A 16,695-nucleotide genomic window follows, 5' to 3' on the forward strand; every position below is an offset into this window, starting at 1 on the left:
CTGCTATCGTTGCTAACTGGGCTTTACTTAGAGTAAAGCTCGACGATGAGGTTCTCGTTGATGTCGGCCGGCAATTCAGTCCGTGTTGGCACTGAACTGTAAACGCCGGACATCTTAGTGGCGTCGACATCTACCCAGCTCACCGCTGCGCGACCGGAGGCCAAGTCCAGAGCGCCTTTAACGCGCAACTGGTTTTTGGCTTTTTCACGCACGCTCAGAACGTCACCCGGCTTGACCTGGTAGGAAGGAATGTTCACAACCTTGTCGTTGACCAGAATTGCCTTGTGAGAAACGAGCTGGCGGCACTCCGCGCGGGTTGAACCAAAACCCATGCGGTAAGCAACGTTATCAAGACGCGCTTCCAGAAGTTGCAGCAGGTTTTCACCCGTTGCGCCCTTCAGGCGAGCCGCTTCTTTATAATAGTTGCGGAATTGCTTTTCCAGTACGCCGTAAATACGACGAACTTTCTGTTTTTCCCGCAGCTGGACGCCGTATTCCGACAGACGACCGCGACGCGCACCGTGCATACCCGGGGGGGTTTCAAGGTTGCACTTAGTGTCGAGAGCGCGAACACCGCTTTTCAGAAAAAGATCTGTCCCTTCACGACGAGACAGTTTGCACTTCGGGCCTATGTAACGAGCCATAATTACTGTCTCCTGTGTTAGACGCGGCGCTTTTTAGGCGGACGACATCCGTTATGGGGAATCGGCGTCACATCTGTGATGTTGTTGATCTTATAGCCGCACGAGTTAAGCGCACGAACTGCAGATTCACGACCAGGGCCGGGGCCCTTGACTTCAACATCCAGGTTTTTAAGGCCGTATTCAGCAGCCGAATTACCGGCTCTTTCAGCTGCTACCTGCGCAGCAAAAGGTGTACTCTTACGTGAACCGCGGAAACCGGAACCACCCGCAGTGGCCCAGGACAATACGTTGCCCTGGCGGTCCGAAATGGTCACGATAGTGTTGTTGAAGGACGCGTGAATGTGCGCGACGCCATCAACAACCGTTTTTTTCACCTTTTTACGGGTACGTGTACCTGGCTTTGCCATGTTTGCCTACCTGTTACTTACGAATAGGTTTGCGCGGACCTTTACGGGTGCGAGCGTTAGTCTTTGTGCGCTGGCCGCGGACTGGAAGTCCGTGACGGTGGCGCAGACCACGATGGCATCCAAGATCCTTCAAACGCTTGATGTTCATCTGTACTTCACGACGCAGATCGCCTTCGACGGTGCCTTTGGGCACATCAGTACGAAGTGCCTCCAGCTGTTCGTCAGTCAAGTCTTTGACTTTGACGTCCGGCTTAACGCCGGTTGCATCGCAAAGCTTTTGAGCTGTTGTTTTGCCTACACCAAAAATATAGGTGAGCGATACAACAACATGTTTGTGATCGGGTATATTGACACCGGCTATACGTGCCATCTAAATTACTCCGCGTTCAAAGCTATGCTGTGTGAATTGTCCGCCACTAAAAGGGCGCGAAATAATAACGCCTGACCCGGTATCGAGTCAAGCGCTATCATCGTACACCTTTTACAAGCAAGGGTTATTCCCGAAGAAATCAGCCCTGACGTTGCTTGTGGCGAGGCTCCGAGCAAATGACCCTTACGGCGCCATTGCGACGAATTACTTTGCAGTTACGGCAAATTTTCTTTACCGAAGCGCGTACTTTCATTGTCGACTCCAGTTTTCAAGGGGAACGGATTTACCCGTTCCGACCATAGCCCTTGAGATTGGACTTCTTCATCAGCGATTCATACTGATGAGACATCAGGTGCGACTGAACCTGAGCCATAAAATCCATCACGACGACTACAACAATCAGCAGAGACGTACCACCCAAATAGAAGGGTACATTCCCGGCCACCATCAGGAATTGAGGGAACAGGGAAACTGCTGCAATGTACATTGCTCCGAACAATGTCAAACGGGTAAGAACGCCATCAATATACTTGGCTGTTTGCTCACCCGGACGAATGCCCGGAATAAAAGCGCCTGAGCGCTTGAGGTTATCCGCGACTTCCCGTGGATTGTACATCAGAGCCGTATAGAAGAAGCAGAAAAATACCACTGCTGCCGCGAACAGAATAATATACAAGGGCTGACTGGGCGCAAGTGCCTGGGAAATATCGCTCAACCACTCCATGCCTTCACCCTGACCAAACCACTGCCCCAGCGATGCTGGAAACAACAGAATGGACGATGCAAAGATGGGCGGAATAACACCGGCCATGTTCACTTTCAAGGGCAAATGGCTGGACTGCTGGGCAAATACCCGTCCACCCTGCTGTCGCTTGGCGTAGTTAATGGTCAATTTGCGCTGACCGCGCTCCATGAACACCACAAAACCGATGACGGCAATTGCCAGCACACCGATACCAAGTACCAACAACAAGCTCATTTCACCGTTACGGGCCTGCTCCAGGGTCTGGCCGATTGCGCCGGGTAACCCGGCAACAATACCGGCGAAGATCAGCAGCGAAATGCCGTTACCAACACCTCGCTCAGTGATCTGCTCGCCCAGCCACATCATGAAGACTGCGCCACTCACAAACGATACAACCGCCACAAAGTGGAAGCTGAGAGTGTCATTGAAGGTAACGCCCTGAGACGCCAAACCGACAGAAATACCAGTACCCTGAAGCAGGGCCAGGATTACGGTACCGTACCGCGTATATTGGCTGATCTTACGACGACCCGCCTCGCCTTCTTTTTTCAGCTGCTCCAGCGTCGGACTGACCGCCGTCATGAGCTGCATGATAATAGAGGCCGAAATATACGGCATGATACCCAGCGCGAAGATGCTCATGCGCTCAAGTGCACCACCGGAAAACATGTTGAACATGCTCAGGATTGTGCCCTGATTCTGCTCAAACAGTGCCGCCAAGCGGTCGGGGTTTATACCAGGCACCGGAATGTGAGCACCGATTCGGTACACCAACAATGCCAGGAAGACAAACCAGAGCCGCGAACGCAGCTCTGCTAGTCCTTTACCCGCGCCCGCAGGCAATGATGCTGTCTTGGCCATTTAGTCCTCGACTCGCGTTAGTCTTCTACTTTGCCGCCCGCGGCGATAATCGCCTCGCGTGCGCCTTTGGTCACCCGCAAACCCTGCACGGTCACTGCGCGGTCAATTTCACCGGACAACATGACCTTTGCATCGCGAATTTCGTCGCGAATGATGTCTGCTTTTTTCAGAGCGTCGAGGTCGACCACATCGCCTTCTACCTTCGCCAATTCGTTCAGGCGAATTTCAGCAACGTAACGCTGCTGACGAGACGTGAAGCCGAACTTCGGCAAACGACGTGCCAACGGCTGCTGACCGCCCTCGAAACCGGGGGCAACGCTGCCGCCGGAACGGGCTTTCAGACCCTTGTGACCGCGGCCACAAGTTTTGCCGAAACCACAACCGATACCACGACCAACGCGCCTTGCGTTTGGGCGTGAACCGGGTTCTGGAGCTAGTTCGTTCAGACGCATCTTAGTTCTCCTCAACCCGAACCAGGTAATCTACCCGGTTAGCCATACCGCGAATGGAAGGAGTATCTTCCAAAATCACGGACTGGCCAATTTTACGAAGACCCAGGCCCTTTACACAAAGCTTGTGCTTGGGCTGGCAGCCGATTGGGCTGCGGATCAGTGTAACTGTGATCGTTTTTGCGTTCGCCATGACTTCAACCCAGAATGTCTTCGACGGATTTACCGCGCTTGGCTGCAATATCTTCTGGCGCTTTCATTGCCTGAAGACCCTTGATGGTAGAACGTACCACGTTCACCGGGTTGGTAGAGCCATAGCACTTCGACAGTACGTTATGGACACCAGCCACTTCCAACACAGCGCGCATGGCGCCACCAGCAATAATGCCGGTACCCTCAGACGCAGGCATCATGAACACCCGTGAACCACCGTGCTGTGCCCGAACCGGGTACTGCAGGGTAGTACCGTCCAGCGGTACATCTACCATGTTTCTGCGCGCAGCTTCCATGGCTTTCTGTATGGCAACCGGCACTTCACGCGCCTTACCACGACCAAAACCAACACGCCCTTTACCATCACCCACTACAGTCAATGCGGTAAAAGCAAAAACACGCCCGCCTTTCACTACCTTGGCAACGCGGTTTACCTGAACCAGCTTTTCCTGGAGCTCAGGCGCCTTCTGTTCGTTAACGCTCATCTTCTCCACCTCTTAGAATTGCAAGCCAGCTTCGCGGGCTGCGTCGGCCAGAGCCTGTACACGGCCGTGATAACGGTAACCGGAGCGGTCAAAAGCAACCTGCTCAACACCCGCCGCCTTGGCACGCTCAGCTATCAGCTGACCAACCTTTTTGGCGGCATCCACGTTACCGGTCGCACCCTGGCGCAGTTCCTTATCCAACGTGGAGGCAGTGGCCAGCACTTGGCTGCCATCTGCTGTCGTAACCTGGGCATACATATGACGCGGTGTGCGGTGAACGCACAGACGGTTTGTACCCAGCTCACGAATTTTCATGCGCACTTTACGTGCGCGACGCAATCTTTCGTTATTCGCGCTCATAGTCCCGCCCTATTTCTTCTTGGCTTCTTTGCGTCTTACCTGCTCATCCGCATAACGTACGCCTTTGCCTTTGTAAGGCTCGGGCGGACGGAAGGCGCGGATTTCAGCGGCGACGTGGCCAACCTGTTGCTTGTCGATACCGCGAATAATCACTTCCGTGTTTGACGGAGTTTCAACGGTAATCCCCTCGGGCAGCTCGTACGCAACGGGGTGAGAAAAACCCAGCGTCAGATTGAGCTTCGTACCTTGCGCCTGAGCCCGGTAACCTACACCGATCAGCTGGAGCTTACGCTCGAAGCCTGTGGTAACACCGGTCACCATATTGTTGATCAGAGCGCGGGTTGTACCAGCAAGAGCGCGGGACTGTTTGGCACCATCACGGGCTACAAAGCGTAGGAGATTTTCTTCCTGCTTTACTTCAACCGCTTGGTGGATTGAGAACTGAAGCGCTCCTTTGGAGCCCTTTACGTTAATTTCCTGACCGTTCAGCTTCACTTCAACACCGGAAGGCAGCACGACAGGATTATTGGCAACCCTGGACATGTGATTCTCCTAGAATACGGTGCAGATGACTTCGCCACCCACGCCGGCAGCACGTGCGGCGCGGTCTGTCATTACGCCCTGAGACGTAGAGACAATCGCGACTCCCAGACCACCGGATACTTTCGGTAGCTTCGCAGCGCCTTTATATTGGCGCAGACTCGGACGGCTAACACGGTCGATAGCTTCAATAACCGGCTTGCCACCAAAGTACTTCAGGGTAATCGTCAGCTCAGGCTTGGTGTCAGCCGAAACAATAAAATCTTCAACGTAACCTTCGTCCTTCAGGACTTGAGCCACGGAGATTTTCATCTTCGAGGATGGCATCTTAACGTCTGCTTTCGATGCCATCTGGGCATTACGAATACGTGTGAACATATCCGCAAGCGTGTCTTGCATGCTCATTGGTATGAGGCTCCTGATCTTTTTAGTTGTGCAGCGGCGCGCCGCACCGCTTACCAACAGGCTCCTGACCGAGGTCAGGGAGCCTATCTTACCAGCTTGCTTTGGTCAGACCCGGAACGTCTCCGCGCATGCCGTACTCACGGAGTTTAATCCGTGAAAGTTCGAACTTGCGCAAGACGCCGTGTGGGCGACCCGTTATCTGGCAACGATTACGAAGACGCGAAGGAGATGCATCGCGAGGAAGCTGTTGCAGCCTCATCTGTGCATTCCAGCGGTCATCATCGCTGGTATTGGGGTTCTTGATAATTGCCTTGATCTCAGCACGCTTGGCCGCATATTTCGCAACGCATAGCTCGCGCTTGAGCTCACGGTTTTTCATGGAAACCTTTGCCATTACTCTCGTTCCTTATTTCTTGAACGGAAAGCCAAACGCTTTCAACAGTTCACGACCTTCATCGTCGGTACCGGCAGAGGTGGTAATGGTAATATCCAGACCACGAATCTTATCAACCCTGTCGTATTCAATCTCAGGGAAGATGATCTGCTCACGCACACCCATGCTGTAGTTACCACGGCCGTCGAACGACTTAGGGTTCAGACCGCGGAAGTCACGAATGCGGGGAACCGCAATGTGCACCAGACGATCAAAGAATTCCCACATACGCTCGCCACGCAGAGTAACCTTGCAACCAATTGGCCAACCTTCGCGGACTTTAAAACCCGCAACCGATTTACGCGCTTTGGTCACAACCACTTTCTGACCCGCCAGGCGCTCAAGATCAGCGACTGCGTTATCAATCAGTTTTTTGTCACCGATAGCTTCACCAACACCCATGTTCAGGGTGATTTTCTCGATACGCGGAACCTGCATGATGTTCTTGTAGCCGAACTCCTGCTGCAGGGCGGGTATCACTTCCTTACTGTACTGCTCTTTCATGTTCAGCATCGTAACCACCACCGCTTACTGGTTATCGACAGCTTCTTTCGTCGCTTTGAAGATCCGCTGTTTTGCGCCGTCTTCCTTAATCTGGAAGCCAACACGATCGGCTTTGCCGGTCTGCGGATTAAAAATAGCCACGTTAGAAGCCTGGATAGGCGCTTCTTTTTCGACGATGCCACCAGGGGTGCTCAGCGCCGGGTTTGGCTTGGTGTGCTTCTTCATCATGTTGATGCCAGAAACAATTACCTTGCCATCGTCCTGAACTTTCAGAACTTTACCACGTTTGCCTTTGTCTTTCCCCGTAGTGACGATTACTTCGTCATCTCGTTTGATCTTTTTCATGTCCGGCCTCTGGTCCTTTAAAGTACTTCGGGTGCCAGTGAGATAATCTTCATGAACTTCTCATTTCGCAGTTCACGGGTAACCGGTCCGAAGATACGGGTACCAATGGGCGCGTCCTGGGCGTTCAGAAGTACGGCCGCGTTGCCGTCAAAACGAATCAAAGATCCATCTGGACGACGCACACCTTTACGGGTGCGCACTACGACAGCCTTCAGTACCTGGCCTTTTTTCACTTTACCGCGGGGAATGGCTTCCTTGACGGTTACCTTGATAATATCCCCGATTGCAGCATAACGCCTGTGTGAACCGCCCAGGACCTTGATGCACATCACCTGACGCGCACCGCTGTTATCCGCGACTTCAAGCATTGTTTGAGTCTGAATCATGGTTATTCTCCGGGCGATTTACACCTTGGATGCATGTTCAGTGACTTCCACTAAGGCCCAGCTTTTGGTCTTAGAGACCGGACGGGTTTCCTTAATGGTTACGCTGTCACCGATATTGCACTGGTTGCTCTCATCGTGAGCATGAATCTTGGTTGAACGCTTCATGTACTTACCGTACAGAGGGTGTTTCACCTGACGTTCGACCAACACCACGATGGATTTCTCCATCTTGTTGCTCACGACCTTGCCGCTCAGAGTTCTGGCAGTTTGGGTAGCTTCGGTCATGTCACTGTCCTGCCTTTTCGTTCAATACTGTTTTCACGCGAGCAATATCACGCTTCACCCCAGGGAGAAGATGAGACTGATTCAGCTGACCTGTCGCTTTACGCATGCGCAGGTTGAACTGCTCCTTAAGGAGACCGATCAGCTCTTTATTCAGCTCCTCGGCTGATTTCGCACGCAGCTCTGTTGCTTTCATCACATCACCGTCCTCGTTACGAAGGTGGTCTGTACCGGCAGCTTCGCAGCCGCCAGAGTGAAAGCTTCGCGTGCGATTTCTTCAGTCACACCTTCCATCTCATAGAGCATACGGCCCGGCTGAATTTCAGCCACCCAGTACTCGACAGAACCTTTACCTTTACCCATTCGAACTTCCAGCGGTTTGCCAGTAATTGGCTTGTCCGGGAAGACGCGAATCCAAATCTTACCACCCCGCTTGATCTTGCGGGTCATGGTACGACGTGCGGCTTCAATCTGGCGAGCAGTTATACGCCCGCGAGTAACCGCTTTCAATCCGTATTCACCGAAGCTCACCTTGTTAGCGCGGTGAGCAAGACCGGTATTACGGCCCTTCATTACCTTGCGAAATTTGGTGCGTTTTGGTTGCAGCATAAGAGTGCCCCTTTACTTAGAACCTTTCTTCCCAGAGGCTTTCTTGTCAGCACGGACTTGTTCCATACCACCAAGAATCTCACCTTTGAAGATCCATACCTTGACGCCGATTACGCCGTAAGTGGTATGCGCTTCGTAGGTCGAGTAATCAATATCTGCACGCAATGTATGCAGCGGAACACGACCTTCGCGATACCACTCGGAACGGGCAATTTCAGCTCCCCCGAGACGACCGCCAACCTGAATCTTGATGCCCTTGGCGCCTTGACGCATGGCGTTCTGTACCGCGCGCTTCATAGCACGACGGAACATCACACGACGCTCCAACTGACCGGCAACGTTTTGCGCTACCAAACGGGCATCCAGGTCCGGCTTGCGGACTTCTTCGATGTTGATGTGCACAGGCACACCCATCATGTCGCTAACTTCACGACGCAGACGGTCAACATCTTCACCCTTCTTCCCGATAACAATACCCGGGCGGGCGGTATGGATCGTGATACGGGCGTTCTGAGCAGGGCGCTCGATCACAATCTTGCTGACAGACGCCTTTACCAGACGCTTGTCGAGGAATTCACGAACCTGAATATCGTTCAACAGGTTTTTCGCGTAGTCCTTTTTATCGGCATACCATACTGAGTTGTGCTCTTTGATCACACCCAGGCGAAAGCCGATCGGATTTACTTTATGACCCATCTGAGCATCTCCTACTTGTCGGCGACCTTGACGGTGATATGACAGGTGCGCTTCATAATTCTGTCAGCGCGCCCCTTGGCTCGAGCTTTAATTCGCTTGAGCGTCGGGCCCTCATCCACCATCACGGTGGAGACCCGCAGATCATCTACGTCCAGACCTTCGTTATGCTCAGCGTTAGCAATTGCGGATTCAAGAGCTTTCTTGATAATCCCAGCTGCTTTCTTAGGGCTGAAAGTCAAAATATTCAGAGCGTCCTCAACAGCCTTGCCGCGAACCTGATCGGCAACAAGACGAGCTTTCTGAGCTGAGAGGCGAGCGCCCTTATACTTGGCTGCTACTTCCATTTCATTTCCCCTCACAATCAGCGTTTCGCTTTCTTGTCGGCCGAATGGCCACGATAAGTGCGCGTTGCTGCGAACTCACCTAGTTTATGACCGACCATATCTTCGGTAACATAAACCGGCACGTGTTGCTTGCCGTTGTGGACTGCGATGGTCAAGCCTACGAACTCTGGGAAAATCGTGGAACGACGCGACCAGGTCTTAATTGGTCGCTTGTCGTTCACTTCCAGAGCTGCCTCGACCTTCTTCAACAGATGCAGGTCTATGAAAGGACCTTTCTTTAAAGAACGTGGCACAGCATTTACCTCTATTTAGTCGTTTACTTGGCTGAACGACGACGTACTATCATCTTGTCAGTACGCTTGTTCTTACGAGTCTTATGCCCTTTGGTCGGAACACCCCATGGAGTAACTGGGTGACGCCCGCCAGAGGTACGCCCTTCACCACCACCGTGTGGGTGGTCAACTGGGTTCATAGCCACACCACGTACCGTTGGACGCTTTCCGCGCCAACGTGATGCACCCGCTTTGCCAAGCCGCTTGAGACTGTGTTCACTGTTGGATACTTCACCCAACGTAGCACGGCAATCTACAAGCACCTTTCGCATTTCACCTGAGCGCAGGCGGATAGTCGCGTAAGCGCCTTCCCGAGCAACCAGCTGTACGGATGCGCCCGCAGAGCGAGCCAACTGTGCACCTTTACCAGGCTTGAGCTCAACGCAATGGATCACAGAACCAACCGGGATATTCCGCAGCGGCAATGTACTTCCCACCTTAATAGGCGCGTCGATTCCTGAGCGCACGGGCTCACCGATCTGCATGCCCTTGGGAGCGATAATGTAACGGCGCTCGCCATCCGAGTACTTGATCAGCGCGATGTGCGCCGAGCGGTTAGGATCGTATTCAATGCGCTCAATTGTCGCAGGAATACCATCTTTAATCCGCTTGAAGTCTATTATGCGGTAGTGCTGTTTATGGCCACCACCAATGTGACGGGTAGTGATACGGCCATTATTATTACGGCCACCCGATTTGCTTTGCGATTCGACCAACGGTTCGTAAGGGCGCCCTTTGTGTAAATCCGGGTTGTACAGCTTTACAACGTGACGGCGTCCGGGAGATGTTGGCTTGGTTTTGACGATCGGCATATTACGACCCCTTTACCTTATTCCACATCCAGAAAATCGATGTCCTGACCTTCAGCCAGCTTTACATAAGCCTTACGAATGTCATTACGCTTGCCGAACCCGCGAGCTGTGCGTTTAAGCTTGCCCTTACGATTCAGAACCTGAACACCTTCGACGGTGACGTTGAACAATTGCTCAACGGCTTTTTTAATCTCGGGCTTGGTAGCATCCGGGGCGACCCGAAACACTACCTGGCCATGTTCGGCCACGCGAGATGCTTTTTCCGATACGTGAGGCCCTAACAGAACCTTGTAGATACGTTCCTGATTCATCCCAGCATCTCCTCGATTTTCTTCAGAGCGGGAACAGTCACCACGATTTTCTCGTGAGCAACCAGGCTAACCGGATCCAGGCCAGCAACATCACGCACATCGACGTGAGGCACGTTGCGCGAGGCCAGGTGCAGGTTCTGATCAAGATTTTCTGACAGGATCAGCACGTTGCTTAAACCCATATCAGCCAACTTGGCAGTAAAGGCCTTGGTCTTTGGGGTGTCGATTGAAAAATCGTCAACCACAATCAGGCGTTCCTGACGGACCAGCTCGGACAAAATGGAGCGCATTGCAGCGCGGTACATTTTCCGGTTTACCTTTTGCTCGTAGCTGCGAGGCTTCGCTGCAAAGGTAACACCACCGGAGCGCCAAATTGGGCTGCGGATAGTACCAGCACGGGCACGACCAGTGCCCTTCTGACGCCAGGGCTTCTTACCACCACCCCTGACTTCTGAACGGGTCTTCTGAGCCTTGGTACCCTGACGGCCAGCAGCCATATAGGCTACAACTACCTGGTGAACCAGTGCTTCATTAAAATCTTTTGCGAAAGTAGCCTCGGAAACCGTAATTCCCTGACCGCTACCTGTAATTGTCAATTCCATCGAACCGCTCCTCAGGCTTTAACAGCAGGCTTGATGACAACATCGCCACCAGTCGCGCCGGGGACGGCACCACTAACCAGCAGAAGATTGCGCTCAGCGTCGACACGGACAATTTTCAGGTTCTGCACAGTAACCTGCGCATTACCCATCTGGCCCGCCATCTTTTTGCCTTTGAATACCTTGCCCGGAGTCTGGTTTTGACCAATAGAACCCGGAGCACGGTGAGACAGGGAGTTACCGTGGGTAGCATCCTGCATGGCGAAGTTCCAGCGCTTTACGCCGCCCTGGAAACCTTTACCTTTGGATGTACCTGTGGCGTCAACGGCCTGACCGTCTTCAAAAACAGACGCAGTAATTTCGCCGCCGGCAACCAGGTCTTCACCTTCGCCGTCTGCCAAACGAAATTCCCATACGCTACGGCCCGCTTCAACACCGGCTTTTGCGAAGTGACCTGCTGCACTCTTGTTAACACGAGAGGAACGACGCGAACCTACCGTTATCTGAACAGCACGGTAGCCGTCATTTTCAAGAGTTTTGAGTTGAGTGATGCGGTTAGAATCAACCTCGATCACCGTTACGGGCAACGCTTGCCCGTCTTCCGTAAATATACGGGTCATACCGGCCTTACGACCGACAATACCAATTGCCATGTTTCACCTCTAAGTGTACGGGGCTTTCACCCTCTATGGCCTTATGACAGTTACACAGGTTAATACCGGGCGGTATTAACCGAGGCTGATCTGAACGTCTACACCTGCTGCCAGGTCTAGTTTCATCAAAGCATCTACTGTCTTTTCCGTCGGCTCAACAATGTCGAGCAAACGCTTATGGGTACGAATTTCATACTGGTCGCGCGCGTCTTTGTTGACGTGCGGTGAAACCAGAATCGTGAACTTTTCCTTGCGCGTAGGCAAAGGAATAGGTCCGCGCACCTGAGCGCCGGTCCGCTTAGCGGTGTCGACAATCTCTTGCGTAGACTGGTCGATCAGGCGGTAATCGAACGCCTTCAACCGAATCCTAATCTTTTGGCTTTGCATGTTGCACCAAACTCCACTCGTAGCAGCGAACCCGTCGCTGACCTTCAAAAAAGGAGCCGCATTGTATGCATAATAAACAACCCTGTCAACAGCAATGCTGATTGACCCGGCTGACGCGTACATTGCAACTGAAATAGAAAAAGGGGCTGATCACATCAGCCCCTTTTCCAGATCCTAAGAGTAGATTACTCGAGAATCTTGGCGACAACACCGGCGCCTACGGTACGGCCACCTTCGCGAATCGCGAAGCGCAGACCATCTTCCATGGCGATCGGAGCAATCAAAGTCACTTCCATCTTCACGTTATCACCTGGCATAACCATTTCTACGCCTTCTGGCAATTCACAAGCACCGGTGACGTCGGTGGTACGGAAGTAGAACTGCGGGCGATAGCCCTTGAAGAACGGAGTATGACGGCCGCCTTCGTTTTTGCTCAGTACGTACACTTCGCACTCAAACTTGGTGTGCGGCTTCATGCTGCCTGGCTTACACAGAACCTGACCACGTTCAACGTCATCGCGCTTGGTGCCGCGCAACAGTACGCCAACGTTCTCGCCTGCACGACCTTCGTCCAGCAGTTTGCGGAACATTTCAACGCCGGTGCAAACCGTCTTAACGGTGTCTTTAAGACCAACGATTTCCACTTCTTCGCCAATCTTGACAACACCACGCTCTACACGACCGGTTACAACTGTACCACGACCAGAGATAGAGAATACGTCTTCGATAGGCATCAGGAACGGCAGATTAATCGCACGCTCAGGCTCGGGGATGTACGAATCCAGAGCTTCTACCAGCTTACGAACAGCGGTAGTGCCCATTTCGTTATCATCTTTGCCTTCCAGCGCCATCAACGCAGAGCCAGTGATGATCGGAGTATCGTCAGCCGGGAAGTCGTACATTTCCAGCAGATCGCGTACTTCCATCTCTACCAGTTCAAGCAGCTCTTCATCGTCAACCATGTCCGCTTTGTTCAGGAACACAACGATGTAAGGAACACCTACTTGACGTGACAGCAGGATGTGCTCGCGGGTCTGCGGCATAGGGCCGTCAGCAGCGGAGCAAACCAGAATAGCGCCGTCCATCTGCGCCGCACCCGTGATCATGTTCTTCACATAATCAGCGTGGCCCGGGCAATCTACGTGTGCGTAATGACGGTTCGGGGAATCATACTCAACGTGAGACGTCGCGATGGTAATACCACGCGCACGCTCTTCAGGAGCATTGTCGATCTGGTCAAAGGCACTTGCGGAACCTGTTCCCCATACGTCGTGACATACACGCGTCAGGGCAGCTGTCAGAGTGGTCTTACCATGGTCAACGTGACCAATGGTGCCCACGTTCAAGTGTGGCTTCTTACGTTCGAATTTAGATTTAGACACAGTTATACCTCTTCCTGTTACTCAAGTCTTGGGTATCAACCCTTTTTGATAATTGCTTCGGCAATGTTATTCGGTGCTTCGGCGTACCGCGAAAACTCCATCGCATAGGACGCACGGCCCTGAGTAGCAGAGCGCAGATCTGTGGCGTAACCGAACATTTCCGACAACGGAACTTCGCTACGCACAATCTTTCCACTAACACCGTCTTCCATGCCCTGAATCAGACCACGGCGACGGTTCAGGTCACCTACCACATCACCCATGTAATCTTCAGGTGTTACCACCTCAACCTTCATCATCGGCTCCAGCAAAGCTGGACTCGCCTCTAGCGCGCCTTTCTTCATCGCCATGGAACCCGCGATTTTGAACGCCATTTCGTTGGAGTCCACATCGTGAAAGGAACCGTCATACAAGGTTGCCTTGATACCCAGCAGCGGGTAACCAGCCAGACAGCCATTCTGCATCTGCTCAATGATACCTTGCTGAACCGCTGGAATGTATTCCTTCGGCACAGTACCACCAACGATTTCGTTAACGAAGATGAAGTTTTCAGCGTCTTCCCGGTCCAAGGGCAGCGGCTCAATCCTGACTTTAACGTGACCGTATTGACCGCGACCGCCTGACTGACGCACAAACTTACCTTCTACATCCACCGACTTGCGGATACACTCACGATAGGCCACCTGGGGCTTACCGATGTTTGCTTCAACACTGAACTCGCGACGCATGCGATCAACAATGATATCCAGGTGCAGCTCACCCATACCGGAAATAATCGTCTGACCGGACTCTTCGTCGGTACGGACCTGAAAAGACGGATCTTCCTGCGCCAGTTTGCCAAGTGCAACGCCCATCTTCTCCTGATCAGCTTTTGTCTTTGGTTCAACCGCTACGGAAATAACCGGATCCGGAAACTCCATACGCTCAAGAATAATCTTGTGATTTTCGTCGCACAAAGTATCGCCGGTGGTAACGTTCTTCAGACCAATTGCAGCAGCAATATCGCCTGCAAGCACTTCCTTGATCTCTTGCCGATCCTTCGCATGCATCTGAACCATACGGCCGACACGCTCTCTTTTGCCCTTCACGGAGTTATAAACGGCGTTGCCAGACTGAAGCGTGCCAGAGTAAACCCGGAAGAACGTCAAGGTACCAACAAAAGGATCTGTTGCAATCTTAAATGCCAGAGCGGAAAAAGGTGCAGCGTCGTCAGCTTTACGGGTCTCTTCGGCCCCGTTCTCGTCGACTTCACCACGAATCGCCTTAACTTCATCCGGCGCCGGCAAAAATTCAACGACAGAATCCAGTACAGCCTGAACACCCTTGTTCTTGAACGCAGAACCGCAGCACGCTACAACAATCTCGTTTGCCAAAGTGCGCATCCGAAGACCTTTCTTGATGTCTACCACGTTGAGCTCACCCTCATCGAGGTAGCGCATCGTTAGTTCATCGTTCGCTTCTGCGGCGGCTTCCATCATTATTTCGCGATGCAGCGCCACTTCATCTAACATTTCGGCAGGAACGTCGCGCTCCTCGTAGGTTACGCCAGCGTCGTCTGGGTTCCAGTAAATCGCTTTGTTTCGAATCAAGTCGATTACACCAGCAAAATCTTCTTCAGCGCCAATCGGCAATTGAATCGGAACACAGGTTGCACCTAAACGCTTTTTGATCTGATCGACTACTCGCAGAAAGTTAGCGCCAGCACGATCCATCTTGTTGACGAACACCATGCGCGGCACTTCGTACTTATTGGCTTGGCGCCACACTGTCTCGGACTGAGGCTCGACACCGGAAGAACCACAGAACACAACAACAGCGCCGTCAAGCACACGCAATGAGCGCTCTACCTCGATGGTAAAGTCAACGTGTCCCGGAGTGTCGATAATATTAATCCGATGCTCAGGATACTGCTTGTCCATACCCTGCCAAAAACAGGTCGTTGCAGCAGACGTAATAGTAATACCACGCTCCTGCTCCTGCTCCATCCAGTCCATGGTGGCCGCGCCATCATGGACTTCACCGATTTTGTGCGAGACACCTGTGTAAAACAGAACCCGCTCGGTAGTTGTGGTTTTGCCCGCATCAACGTGCGCAACAATACCAATGTTTCGATATCGCGTAATCGGAGTCTTACGTGCCACTGTATAAACCTCGGCTGTTTAGAAACGGAAGTGAGAGAACGCCTTGTTGGCTTCTGCCATGCGGTGAACATCTTCCCGCTTCTTAACGGCGGCACCCTTACTTTCTACAGCGTCGAGGATTTCCCCGGCAAGGCGCTGTGCCATGGATTTCTCACCACGCTTCCGTGAAAAGTCAACGAGCCAACGCATAGCCAGTGCGTGCTGACGGGAAGGCCGCACTTCGACCGGCACCTGGTAGGTAGCACCACCCACACGACGGGACTTAACCTCTACCATCGGCTGAATGTTTTCCAGGGCCTTTTCGAACATGTCGATCGGCTCTTCCTTGGATTTTTCGGCAACAATAGTGAGCGCTCCATAAACAATACGCTCTGCTACGCCTTTTTTACCGCTTTCCATCACGTGGTTGATGAATTTGGCAAGACGCGCACTGCCGAACTTAGGATCTGGGATAATATCCCGTTTTGCTGCAATTCTTCTTCTAGGCATCGATAAGCCCTTAATGTCAAAAGGTCTTCAGGAACCCCTGAGATAGCATCAGCTACTCAGCCTTACTCTCATCGTTCTAACAAGCAACGATAAAAGACACCCGATCAAAGATCAGGATTTGGGTCGTTTTGTACCGTACTTGGAGCGACCCTGCTTACGGTTCTGTACACCCTGGGTGTCCAGTGTTCCGCGAACAGTGTGATAGCGCACACCCGGAAGGTCTTTTACTCGACCACCACGGATTAGCACAACACTGTGCTCCTGAAGGTTGTGACCTTCACCACCAATGTAAGAGGAAACCTCGAAGCCATTAGTAAGACGAACACGACACACTTTACGCAGTGCTGAGTTCGGCTTCTTTGGCGTTGTGGTATACACACGAGTGCATACACCACGGCGCTGAGGACATGCCTGAAGAGCAGGAACATCGCTCTTGGCTACCTTGCGTTTACGAGGCTTACGCACCAACTGATTAATCGTTGCCATGTAAGCAAACTCCAAAAACCGTATC

General features: G+C 52.5%; 30 protein-coding genes. All 30 read right to left on the reverse strand.

Going from position 1 to position 16,695, the window contains the following annotated elements; all coding sequences use genetic code 11:
* Positions 1-23 precede the first annotated feature (23 nt).
* Positions 24-644, reverse strand: coding sequence for a 30S ribosomal protein S4 (gene rpsD / locus ATG98_RS04170; protein WP_098419636.1), 621 nt, complete (start codon positions 642-644; stop codon positions 24-26).
* A gap of 17 nt (positions 645-661) precedes the next feature.
* Positions 662-1,051, reverse strand: coding sequence for a 30S ribosomal protein S11 (rpsK, locus tag ATG98_RS04175; RefSeq protein WP_098419637.1), 390 nt, complete (start codon positions 1,049-1,051; stop codon positions 662-664).
* Positions 1,052-1,064: 13 nt separating this feature from the next.
* On the reverse strand, positions 1,065-1,421 hold the full coding sequence (gene rpsM / locus ATG98_RS04180) for a 30S ribosomal protein S13 (RefSeq protein WP_098419638.1): 357 nt from the start codon (positions 1,419-1,421) through the stop codon (positions 1,065-1,067).
* A gap of 139 nt (positions 1,422-1,560) precedes the next feature.
* On the reverse strand, positions 1,561-1,674 hold the full coding sequence (rpmJ, locus tag ATG98_RS04185; protein ID WP_007350481.1) for a 50S ribosomal protein L36: 114 nt from the start codon (positions 1,672-1,674) through the stop codon (positions 1,561-1,563).
* Between the two features lie 30 nt (positions 1,675-1,704).
* Positions 1,705-3,027, reverse strand: a complete 1,323-nt coding sequence (secY, locus tag ATG98_RS04190) for a preprotein translocase subunit SecY (RefSeq protein ID WP_098419639.1) — start codon at positions 3,025-3,027, stop codon at positions 1,705-1,707.
* Between the two features lie 17 nt (positions 3,028-3,044).
* Entirely contained in the window at positions 3,045-3,479 is a 435-nt protein-coding gene (rplO, locus tag ATG98_RS04195; RefSeq protein ID WP_098419640.1) for a 50S ribosomal protein L15, read from the reverse strand.
* Position 3,480: 1 nt separating this feature from the next.
* Positions 3,481-3,669, reverse strand: a complete 189-nt coding sequence (rpmD, locus tag ATG98_RS04200; protein WP_098422217.1) for a 50S ribosomal protein L30 — start codon at positions 3,667-3,669, stop codon at positions 3,481-3,483.
* A gap of 4 nt (positions 3,670-3,673) precedes the next feature.
* On the reverse strand, positions 3,674-4,174 hold the full coding sequence (gene rpsE / locus ATG98_RS04205; RefSeq protein WP_098419641.1) for a 30S ribosomal protein S5: 501 nt from the start codon (positions 4,172-4,174) through the stop codon (positions 3,674-3,676).
* A gap of 12 nt (positions 4,175-4,186) precedes the next feature.
* Positions 4,187-4,534, reverse strand: a complete 348-nt coding sequence (gene rplR / locus ATG98_RS04210; RefSeq protein WP_007350486.1) for a 50S ribosomal protein L18 — start codon at positions 4,532-4,534, stop codon at positions 4,187-4,189.
* A gap of 9 nt (positions 4,535-4,543) precedes the next feature.
* Positions 4,544-5,077, reverse strand: a complete 534-nt coding sequence (gene rplF / locus ATG98_RS04215) for a 50S ribosomal protein L6 (protein WP_098419642.1) — start codon at positions 5,075-5,077, stop codon at positions 4,544-4,546.
* A gap of 9 nt (positions 5,078-5,086) precedes the next feature.
* A complete protein-coding gene (rpsH, locus tag ATG98_RS04220; RefSeq protein ID WP_098419643.1) occupies positions 5,087-5,479 on the reverse strand; it encodes a 30S ribosomal protein S8 in 393 nt (130 codons plus the stop codon).
* An 88-nt stretch (positions 5,480-5,567) separates the two neighbouring features.
* Positions 5,568-5,873 carry a 30S ribosomal protein S14 gene (rpsN, locus tag ATG98_RS04225; protein WP_098419644.1) on the reverse strand — a complete coding sequence of 102 codons (306 nt, stop codon included), beginning with the start codon at positions 5,871-5,873 and terminating at the stop codon, positions 5,568-5,570.
* A gap of 12 nt (positions 5,874-5,885) precedes the next feature.
* On the reverse strand, positions 5,886-6,425 hold the full coding sequence (rplE, locus tag ATG98_RS04230) for a 50S ribosomal protein L5 (RefSeq protein WP_014869928.1): 540 nt from the start codon (positions 6,423-6,425) through the stop codon (positions 5,886-5,888).
* A gap of 15 nt (positions 6,426-6,440) precedes the next feature.
* The gene (gene rplX, locus ATG98_RS04235) at positions 6,441-6,761 is read right to left on the reverse strand and encodes a 50S ribosomal protein L24 (RefSeq protein ID WP_007350491.1); all 321 of its coding nucleotides are present in this window, start codon (positions 6,759-6,761) and stop codon (positions 6,441-6,443) included.
* Between the two features lie 17 nt (positions 6,762-6,778).
* Positions 6,779-7,147, reverse strand: a complete 369-nt coding sequence (gene rplN / locus ATG98_RS04240; RefSeq protein ID WP_007350492.1) for a 50S ribosomal protein L14 — start codon at positions 7,145-7,147, stop codon at positions 6,779-6,781.
* An 18-nt stretch (positions 7,148-7,165) separates the two neighbouring features.
* Positions 7,166-7,432 (reverse strand): 30S ribosomal protein S17, encoded by a 267-nt coding sequence (rpsQ, locus tag ATG98_RS04245; RefSeq protein ID WP_098419645.1) that lies wholly within the window; start codon positions 7,430-7,432, stop codon positions 7,166-7,168.
* 1 nt (position 7,433) lies between these two features.
* Positions 7,434-7,625, reverse strand: a complete 192-nt coding sequence (gene rpmC, locus ATG98_RS04250; protein ID WP_007350494.1) for a 50S ribosomal protein L29 — start codon at positions 7,623-7,625, stop codon at positions 7,434-7,436.
* Complete coding sequence (rplP, locus tag ATG98_RS04255) at positions 7,625-8,038, reverse strand: 50S ribosomal protein L16 (RefSeq protein WP_007350495.1); 414 nt, start codon at positions 8,036-8,038, stop codon at positions 7,625-7,627. The genes rpmC and rplP overlap by 1 nt, the downstream gene beginning before the upstream one ends.
* 12 nt (positions 8,039-8,050) lie before the next feature.
* Positions 8,051-8,734 carry a 30S ribosomal protein S3 gene (gene rpsC / locus ATG98_RS04260; RefSeq protein ID WP_098419647.1) on the reverse strand — a complete coding sequence of 228 codons (684 nt, stop codon included), beginning with the start codon at positions 8,732-8,734 and terminating at the stop codon, positions 8,051-8,053.
* 11 nt (positions 8,735-8,745) lie between these two features.
* Positions 8,746-9,078, reverse strand: coding sequence for a 50S ribosomal protein L22 (rplV, locus tag ATG98_RS04265; protein WP_014869923.1), 333 nt, complete (start codon positions 9,076-9,078; stop codon positions 8,746-8,748).
* Positions 9,079-9,095: 17 nt separating this feature from the next.
* Positions 9,096-9,371 (reverse strand): 30S ribosomal protein S19, encoded by a 276-nt coding sequence (gene rpsS, locus ATG98_RS04270; protein WP_007350498.1) that lies wholly within the window; start codon positions 9,369-9,371, stop codon positions 9,096-9,098.
* Between the two features lie 23 nt (positions 9,372-9,394).
* On the reverse strand, positions 9,395-10,222 hold the full coding sequence (gene rplB / locus ATG98_RS04275) for a 50S ribosomal protein L2 (RefSeq protein ID WP_098419648.1): 828 nt from the start codon (positions 10,220-10,222) through the stop codon (positions 9,395-9,397).
* 17 nt (positions 10,223-10,239) lie between these two features.
* A complete protein-coding gene (rplW, locus tag ATG98_RS04280; protein WP_007350500.1) occupies positions 10,240-10,533 on the reverse strand; it encodes a 50S ribosomal protein L23 in 294 nt (97 codons plus the stop codon).
* Positions 10,530-11,135, reverse strand: coding sequence for a 50S ribosomal protein L4 (gene rplD / locus ATG98_RS04285; RefSeq protein WP_007350501.1), 606 nt, complete (start codon positions 11,133-11,135; stop codon positions 10,530-10,532). The genes rplW and rplD overlap by 4 nt, the downstream gene beginning before the upstream one ends.
* Before the next feature lie 11 nt (positions 11,136-11,146).
* Positions 11,147-11,785 (reverse strand): 50S ribosomal protein L3, encoded by a 639-nt coding sequence (gene rplC, locus ATG98_RS04290; RefSeq protein WP_007350502.1) that lies wholly within the window; start codon positions 11,783-11,785, stop codon positions 11,147-11,149.
* Positions 11,786-11,860: 75 nt separating this feature from the next.
* A complete protein-coding gene (rpsJ, locus tag ATG98_RS04295; protein WP_007350503.1) occupies positions 11,861-12,172 on the reverse strand; it encodes a 30S ribosomal protein S10 in 312 nt (103 codons plus the stop codon).
* Between the two features lie 185 nt (positions 12,173-12,357).
* Positions 12,358-13,554 carry an elongation factor Tu gene (gene tuf / locus ATG98_RS04300; protein WP_098419649.1) on the reverse strand — a complete coding sequence of 399 codons (1,197 nt, stop codon included), beginning with the start codon at positions 13,552-13,554 and terminating at the stop codon, positions 12,358-12,360.
* A gap of 35 nt (positions 13,555-13,589) precedes the next feature.
* Positions 13,590-15,695: an elongation factor G gene (gene fusA, locus ATG98_RS04305; RefSeq protein ID WP_098419650.1), complete on the reverse strand. Its 2,106-nt coding sequence runs from the start codon at positions 15,693-15,695 to the stop codon at positions 13,590-13,592.
* Positions 15,696-15,713: 18 nt separating this feature from the next.
* Positions 15,714-16,184, reverse strand: a complete 471-nt coding sequence (gene rpsG, locus ATG98_RS04310; RefSeq protein WP_014869920.1) for a 30S ribosomal protein S7 — start codon at positions 16,182-16,184, stop codon at positions 15,714-15,716.
* Between the two features lie 111 nt (positions 16,185-16,295).
* Entirely contained in the window at positions 16,296-16,670 is a 375-nt protein-coding gene (gene rpsL, locus ATG98_RS04315; RefSeq protein WP_018405045.1) for a 30S ribosomal protein S12, read from the reverse strand.
* Positions 16,671-16,695: the final 25 nt, after the last annotated feature.

This window comes from Marinobacter sp. LV10R520-4, from assembly GCF_002563815.1.
GTDB lineage: Bacteria > Pseudomonadota > Gammaproteobacteria > Pseudomonadales > Oleiphilaceae > Marinobacter.